General features: G+C 67.7%; 4 protein-coding genes. 1 reads left to right on the top strand and 3 read right to left on the bottom strand.

Going from position 1 to position 6,796, the window contains the following annotated elements; genetic code table 11:
* A partial coding sequence (locus C996_RS13780; RefSeq protein WP_018866758.1) for an IS3 family transposase occupies nucleotides 1–742 on the top strand: 742 nt, incomplete at its 5' end.
* A 658-nt stretch (nucleotides 743–1,400) separates the two neighbouring features.
* On the opposite strand, the gene C996_RS0107080 is transcribed toward C996_RS13780, so the two are convergent.
* The 3 genes from C996_RS0107080 to C996_RS0107070 form a co-directional block, all read right to left on the bottom strand.
* Nucleotides 1,401–4,559, bottom strand: coding sequence for an efflux RND transporter permease subunit (locus C996_RS0107080; protein ID WP_018866757.1), 3,159 nt, complete (start codon nucleotides 4,557–4,559; stop codon nucleotides 1,401–1,403).
* Nucleotides 4,556–5,650, bottom strand: a complete 1,095-nt coding sequence (locus C996_RS0107075) for an efflux RND transporter periplasmic adaptor subunit (protein WP_018866756.1) — start codon at nucleotides 5,648–5,650, stop codon at nucleotides 4,556–4,558. Before C996_RS0107075 ends, C996_RS0107080 begins: the two co-directional genes overlap by 4 nt.
* Nucleotides 5,651–5,747: 97 nt before the next feature.
* Nucleotides 5,748–6,764, bottom strand: coding sequence for a glutathione S-transferase family protein (locus C996_RS0107070; RefSeq protein ID WP_018866755.1), 1,017 nt, complete (start codon nucleotides 6,762–6,764; stop codon nucleotides 5,748–5,750).
* Nucleotides 6,765–6,796: the final 32 nt, after the last annotated feature.

Genomic DNA, 6,796 nt, shown 5'->3' with positions numbered 1-6,796 from the left:
CGACGTCTGGGAAGACAACTTCAGGGTCTACGGTGTGCGCAAGGTCTGGCATGCCCTCCGGCTGGAGGGCTGCGACGTCGCGCGTTGCAGCGTGGCGCGGCGGATGCGCGCCCTGGGTCTGCGCGGGGTGACGCGGGGCAAGGCCCCGCGCACCACCCGTCCGGCGCTCGGGGTCGCGCTCCCGCCGGATCATGTCGGACGGTGCTTCCGGGTCAAGCGTCCGAACGCCCTGTGGGTGGCGGATATCACCTACATGCCCGCGGCGCGAGAGGGCTTCGTCTACACGGCCTTCATCACCGATGCGTTCGCCCGCCGCATCGTGGGTTGGCGCGTCAGTCGGAGCCTGCGCACCGACCTGACGCTGGGAGCGCTGGAACAGGCGCTGCAGGCCCGGATGGGACGGGGCACGCCGCGTCCCATCCATCACAGCGATCGCGGCGTGCAGTACGTATCGGTGCGTTCCACCGACCGCCTCGGAGAAGCCGGGCTCCAGCCCTCGGTGGGCCGGGTCGGTGACTCCTACGACAACGCCCTGGCGGAGACCCTCAACGGGCTGTACAAGACCGAGGTCCGGGCCTACTGGGGACGTCTTAACGATCGACGCGACGTCGAGTGGGCTACGCTCCAGTGGGTCGACTGGTTCAACCGGCGACGCCTGTTGGAATCCAACGGGTATCGACCGCCGGCAATGATCGAAGCGCAGTACCATCAACAACTTCAGGGGTCCGTTCGTGCAGCGTGACCCAAACCAACGGGTCTCCGGGAAACCCGGGGCGGTTCACCCGCTGCGCGGGCCGGGGTTTCCCTCGCTCCGAGGCTTTTCGCGGGCGGCGCTGAACTCGCTGCGCCTGCGGCTCCGCTCAGACATCCAGCGCCTCTTCTCCCGCGAAAAGCCTCTCCACTCGGCGCGACGACAACGGGGGGATCAAGGTCAAGACAACGGCTATCCCGACGGTCTTGCCAGTGGATGAAGGCTAGGTCTTCGCACATCTTGGGCACGCTCGGCCTTGGCCGTTGCGTGCCGCGCCCGCGAGCGGGCGCCGGGGGGCTTTCGGACGGCAATGCCCATTGTGGTGTCGTGGCGTTTGAATAGCTGCTGTTTTGACTTTACTCCCCCGTATGAAGCCCCTTGCGGAAGGGTTCTCGGGCCGGAAGAAGGCGCTGGATGTCTGAGCGAAGCGCAGCGTAGCGAGTTCAGCGCCGCCGGCCCGAGGGCCCTGGAGCAAGGTTCCCGGGCGAAATCCGGGTGCCCTTCTTTGGGTCCTTTCTTGGGCAAGCAAGAAAGGACCTCGGGGCGCGCTGGCGAGTCAGCGCATGGCAGGCGGCCGGCCGAAGGCACGTAAACACCGGATGCCGAACCAGGACCAGCCTCAACAGGGCAGGCAGCAGGCACCGAGTGATCAGGGTTCGGCGCGCGGTGCAGTGGCGGCGCGGACCCCGCGGCGCTCGCCGTCGACATCGTCGATCTCGTCGTCCAGCTCGTGCAAGCGGCGCGTGGTCGCCAGCGGCGACGTCGTACCCCGCGCCACCAGGCGATAGGCCGCCGGAATCACGAACAGCGTAAACAGCGTCGCGAACAGCACACCGGAGAACACCGCCACCCCGATCACGAAGCGCGTCTCCTCGCCCGGCCCGGAGGCCAGGATCAGCGGAATGGAGCCCGCAACCGTGGTCAGCGCCGTCATCAGCACCGGCCGCAGCCGCATGCGCGCGGCCTCGATGATCGCGGCGTCGAAATCACGCCCGCGGTCGCGCAACTGGTTGGCGAATTCGACGATCAGGATGCCGTTCTTCGCCGCCAGGCCGATCAGCATGACCATGCCGATCTGACTGTAGATATTCAGCGTCTGGCCGGTAACGGTCAGGCCGATCAGAGCACCTACCACCGCCAGCGGCACGGTCAGCATGATCACGAACGGGTGCACGAAACTCTCGAACTGCGCCGCCAGCACTAGGAAGACCACCAAGAGGGCCAGCGCGAAGACAAACAGGATCGCCTCCGAGCCGGTGCGCAGATCCAGCGATTCGCCCTTGTAGTCGATGCCCGCCTCGGCCGGCAGGAGCTCGGCAGCCTTGGCATCCAGCGCGTCCAGGGCCTCGCCCAGGGTCATGCCGTCGCGCAGCCCGGCGGTCAGGGTGACCGCCCGCGAGCGATTGTAGCGTTCCAGCGAGGACGGACCGGCCTGTTCCTCGTAGGTGACCAGGCTGGACAGCGGCACCATGGCGCCGGAACTGGAGCGCACGTAGAGGTTGTCGATATCGCCCGGCGTGCGGCGCTGATCGGCCAGGCCCTCGATGATCACGTCGTACTCCTCGCCGCGATCGACGAAGGTGGTCACGTCGCGCCCGCCGAGCACGATGTCCAGCGTACGGCCGACATCGCGCATGGAGACACCCAGGTCGCCCGCCCGGTCGCGATCCAGGCGCACGTTGAGCTGTGGCTGGGTAGGCTCGTAATCGAGATCCACCCGGGTCAGGCCCTCGATGCCTTCGGCGGCCTCGCGCATGATTTCGCCCCACTCCTCGAGCTGGTCGTAGTCCGGTCCGGAGATCACGAACTGCACCGGCGGTCCGACGCGACCGCGCGAAAGGCCCTGGCGCATAACCACGCGCGCCTCTACCCCGGGCATCTCGTTGATGATGCCGCGGATCTCGTCGATCACCTCCTGACCGGACACGTCACGGTCGTCCCAGTGCTCCAGGATCGCGATCACAAACCCGTTATTCATCAGCTCGGAGCCGCCGAAGCCGCGTGGCGTACGCACCAGGGCGCGGCGGATCGGACCGTCCTCGATCAGCGGCTGGATACGGGCCTCGACCTCGGCCATCTGGCGGCTCATGTACTCGAAGTTCGCCCCCTCGGGTCCGTCGACCAGGACGAAGAAGGACCCGCGATCCTCCTGCGGCGCGAACTCCTCGGGCAATTCGTCGAACAGATACCAGGCCCCGGCCAGCACCGCGGCCAGTAGCGGCACCACCAGCCATGACCCCTTGAGCCCGCTCGCCAGCACGCGGCCGTAACCGGCCTCCAGCGCCGCGAAGCCGCGGCCGATGTAGTGGGCGGCACCGGTCTGGTCATCGCCCTTGTGCATCAGGCGCCCGGAGAGCACCGGCGCCAGGGTCAGCGCCACAATGCTGGAGAAGAAGACCGCGATGGCCATGGCGATCGCGAACTCGGTGAACAGCTGGCCCACCGTGCCGTCGAGGAAGGCCAGGGGCACGAACACCGCGATCAGTACCGAGGTGGTCGCCACGATCGCGAACCCGACCTGGCCCGCACCGCGGTAGGCCGCCAGCAGCCCCGGCTCGCCCCGTTCGATGCGCCGGTGGATGTTCTCCAGCATTACGATCGCGTCGTCCACCACCAGTCCGACCGCCAGCACCAGCGCCAGCAGCGTCAGCAGGTTGACCGAAAACCCGAACAGGCTGATACCGATGAACGCGGCGGTAATCGCGACCGGCACGGTCACCGCCGGGATCAGGGTCGCCCGCCAGCTGCCCAGAAACAGGTAGATCACGAACACCACCGCGGCAGTCGCGACCGCCAGGGTGATGTAGACCTCGCGGATCGCCCCCTCGATGAAGACCGACTCGTCGTAGGTGGTGACCAGCGAGGTGCCCTCCGGCAGGGAGTCCTGCAGGCGGTCCGCCATGGCCTTCACGCCATTGGCGACCTCCAGCACATTGGCGTTGGACTGGCGGATGATGCCGAGCCCGATCATGTCCTCGCCGTTGCCGCGGAACTCGCTGCGCTCGGTATCCGCCCCGATATTCACCTCGGCCACGTCGCCCAGGCGCACCAGCTGCCCGCCCTCCCCGCGCTTGAGCACCAGCCCGGCGAAGTCTTCGGGGGTGCGGTACTGGCGCTCCACGCGCACGGTGAACTCGCGCTCCAGCGAGTCGAGACGCCCCGCCGGCAGTTCCACGTTCTCCTGCTGCAGGGCGTCGGCGATGTCGGTGACGGTGAGCTCGCGCGCGGCCAGGGCCTCGCGGTCGACCCAGATCCGCATCGCGTAGCTGCGCGCGCCGCCCCGGCGCACCAGCCCGACGCCGTCCACCACCGACAGGCGATCAATCAGGTTGCGCTCGGCGTAGTCCGCCAGCTCCAGCGCATCCATCGTGGTGCTGGAGAGGTTCAGCCACAAGATCGGGTTGGCGTCGGCGTCCGCCTTGGTTACCTCGGGCGGGTCGACCTCGTCGGGCAGGTCGCCCAGCACGCGACTGACCGCCTCGCGCACGTCGTTCGCGGCGGCGTCGATGTCGCGACTGAGGTTGAATTCGATGGTGATACGCGAGCGACCGTCCTCGCTGGAGGACTGGATAAACCGGATCCCCTCGATCCCGGCGATGCGGTCCTCGATCCGCTGGGTGACCTCGCGCTCGATGATCTCTCCGCTGGCCCCGGGGTAGATGGTGTCCACCGTGACCACCGGCGGGTCCACGTCCGGGTATTCGCGCAGTGGCAGGCTGTCGTAGGCGATCAGACCGAAGGTGATCAGCAGCAGATTGAAGACAATCGCCAGCACCGGCCGGCGATTGGCGACATCGGAGATGATCATGCCCCGTCCCCGGCCTCGCCATTATCCGGCGCACGCGGCGGCAGCACGCGTACCTCGCGGCCGTCGCGCACCCGCGACACGCCCTCGGAGACGACGGTATCCCCCGGCTCCAGGCCCTCCAGCACTTCGGCATGCCCCGGATCGCGTCGCCCGATACGGATGCGCACCCGCTCGACCGTGTCGTCGTCACGCAGCCGGAACACGAAGTGCTGGTCGGCGACCTGGCGGATCGCGCCCTCCGGGACGGCCAGGCGCTCGACCGGGTCCAGCGGCAGGCGGATGTTCACCAGCATGCCGGGGCGCAGCAACAGGTCGGGATTCTCGATCAGGGCACGCACGGTGAGGGTGCGGGTCGCCACGTCCAGACGGTTGCTGACGGCCGCGACCTCGCCCTCGAACTCGCCGTTCGCGCTGCGCCCCTGGACATCCAGGCCCAGGTGGATCGCCGAGGTGTGGCGCTCGGGGACCGCGAAGTCGACCTTCACGACCGAGACGTCATCGAGTTCAGCGATCGCAGTCCCCGGACTGACCAGGGAACCGGCACTGACCTGGCGCAGGCCCAGACGACCGGAGAACGGGGCCCGGATCACGCGCTGGGCCACACGGGCCTCCGCGGCCGCCAGGCGGGCTTCCGCCTCGTTCAGCCGCGAACGCTGCTGATCCACCTGCTGCTGCGTGACCACGCCATCGGCCACGCGGTCGCGCACGCGCTCCAGCTCCCGCCGCGCCTCGTCCACTTGCACACGGATCTCGCGCAGGGCCGCACGCTCCTCGTCGGCATCAAGACGGACCAGGACATCCCCGGCCTCCACCGTGTCGCCGTCGTCGAACAGGACCTCGACCACGCGCTCGGTGACGCTGGCGGTGACCACCACGGACTCGTTGGCCTGCACCGTGCCCAGGGATTCGACAACGGTCTCGAAGGTGCGCGGGACGACCTCGCTAACGCGCACCGGCGTGCGGTCGTCGCGTTCGGCGGCAGGCGCGTCGCTGGCCGCGTCATCCCCCGCTTCCGGGCCAACCGCGTACCAGGCAGCAGCGGCGACCGCCACCACCAGGACCAGTCCCAGAAACCCGCCAATCGCCTTCACTTGTCTATGCCCCTACACCAATGAGGCCCGGTCAGGGGGACACTGCATTGCCCCCCTGACCGGGCCAGGGTTGAACATTCCAATAGTGTAACGACCGTCACGTTTCGTCGGCGTTCCGCAGCGCGGCCGGCAGATCGCCCAGGGGACGATCGTGCGGCCGGGTGTAGTCGATCACCGGGCCCTTCGGCACGATGCCGCTGGGGTTCAGCATCGGATGACTGCCGTAGTAGTGCGCCTTGATGTGATCCATGCGCACGGTCTCGGCCACGCCGGGGCGCTGGTAGAGCATGCGCAGGTAGGCCGACAGCGCCGGGAAGTCGATGATGCGCTGTCTATTGCACTTGAAATGGCTGTAGTAGACCGGGTCGAACCGCACCAGCGTGGTAAACAGCCGCCAGTCGGCCTCGGTGATCCGGTCGCCCACCAGAAACGGCTGGCGTGCCAGGCGCTCCTCCAGCCAGTCGAGGGTCTCGAAGAGACGATCCCAGGCGGCATCGTAGGCCTTCTGGCTGGTCGCGAACCCGGAGCGGTAAACCCCGTTGTTCACATTCTCGTAGACGCGCTCGTTGACCGCGTGGATCTCCTCGCGCAGGTCCTCCGGGTAGAAATCCAGCGTATTGCCGGTGATGCCGTCGAAGGCGCTGTTGAACATGCGCACCAGGTCTTCCGACTCGTTGTTCACGATCCGGTCGGTCTGGGTGTCGAACAGCACCGGCACGGTTACGATACCCGTGTATTTCGGATCGGTGCGGGTGTAGAGCTCGTGCATGTAGCGTGAGCTGTGCACCCGGTCACCGGTGCAGCCGTCGCAGTCATCGAAGGACCAGCCGGCATCGCCCATGTAGTGGTGCACGACCGACAACCCGATGTGCGACTCCAGGCCCTTGAGCTTGCGCAGGATCAGCGCGCGATGCGCCCAGGGGCAGGCATAGGAGACGTACAGGTGATAACGCCCGGACTCGGCCGGGTAGCCGCCCTCGCCCAGGGGACCCGCGGAGCCGTCGGCGGTCACGTAGTTGCGGTACTGCTGGTCCTGGCGCACGAACTCGCCGTTCTCGTCGGACTCCTCTTCCAGCCAGCCTTCGCGCAGTTCGCCGTTGATCAGGAGACTCATGGGGTTCCCTCTGCAGCGGTCCAGCCGCCACG

The sequence above is a fragment of the Thioalkalivibrio sp. ALE25 genome (genome assembly GCF_000377285.1).
Taxonomy (GTDB): Bacteria; Pseudomonadota; Gammaproteobacteria; order Ectothiorhodospirales; family Ectothiorhodospiraceae; genus Thioalkalivibrio.
Note: the sequence above shows the minus strand (reverse complement) of the source record. Positions and strands in the feature narration are given on the sequence as shown.

Bases quoted from the DNA above. Each gene is read 5' to 3' on its own strand.
- C996_RS0107080 (WP_018866757.1), bottom strand. From the start codon at position 4,559: ATGATCATCTCCGATGTCGCCAATCGCCGGCCGGTGCTGGCGATTGTC.
- C996_RS0107070 (WP_018866755.1), bottom strand. From the start codon at position 6,764: ATGAGTCTCCTGATCAACGGCGAACTGCGCGAAGGCTGGCTGGAAGAG.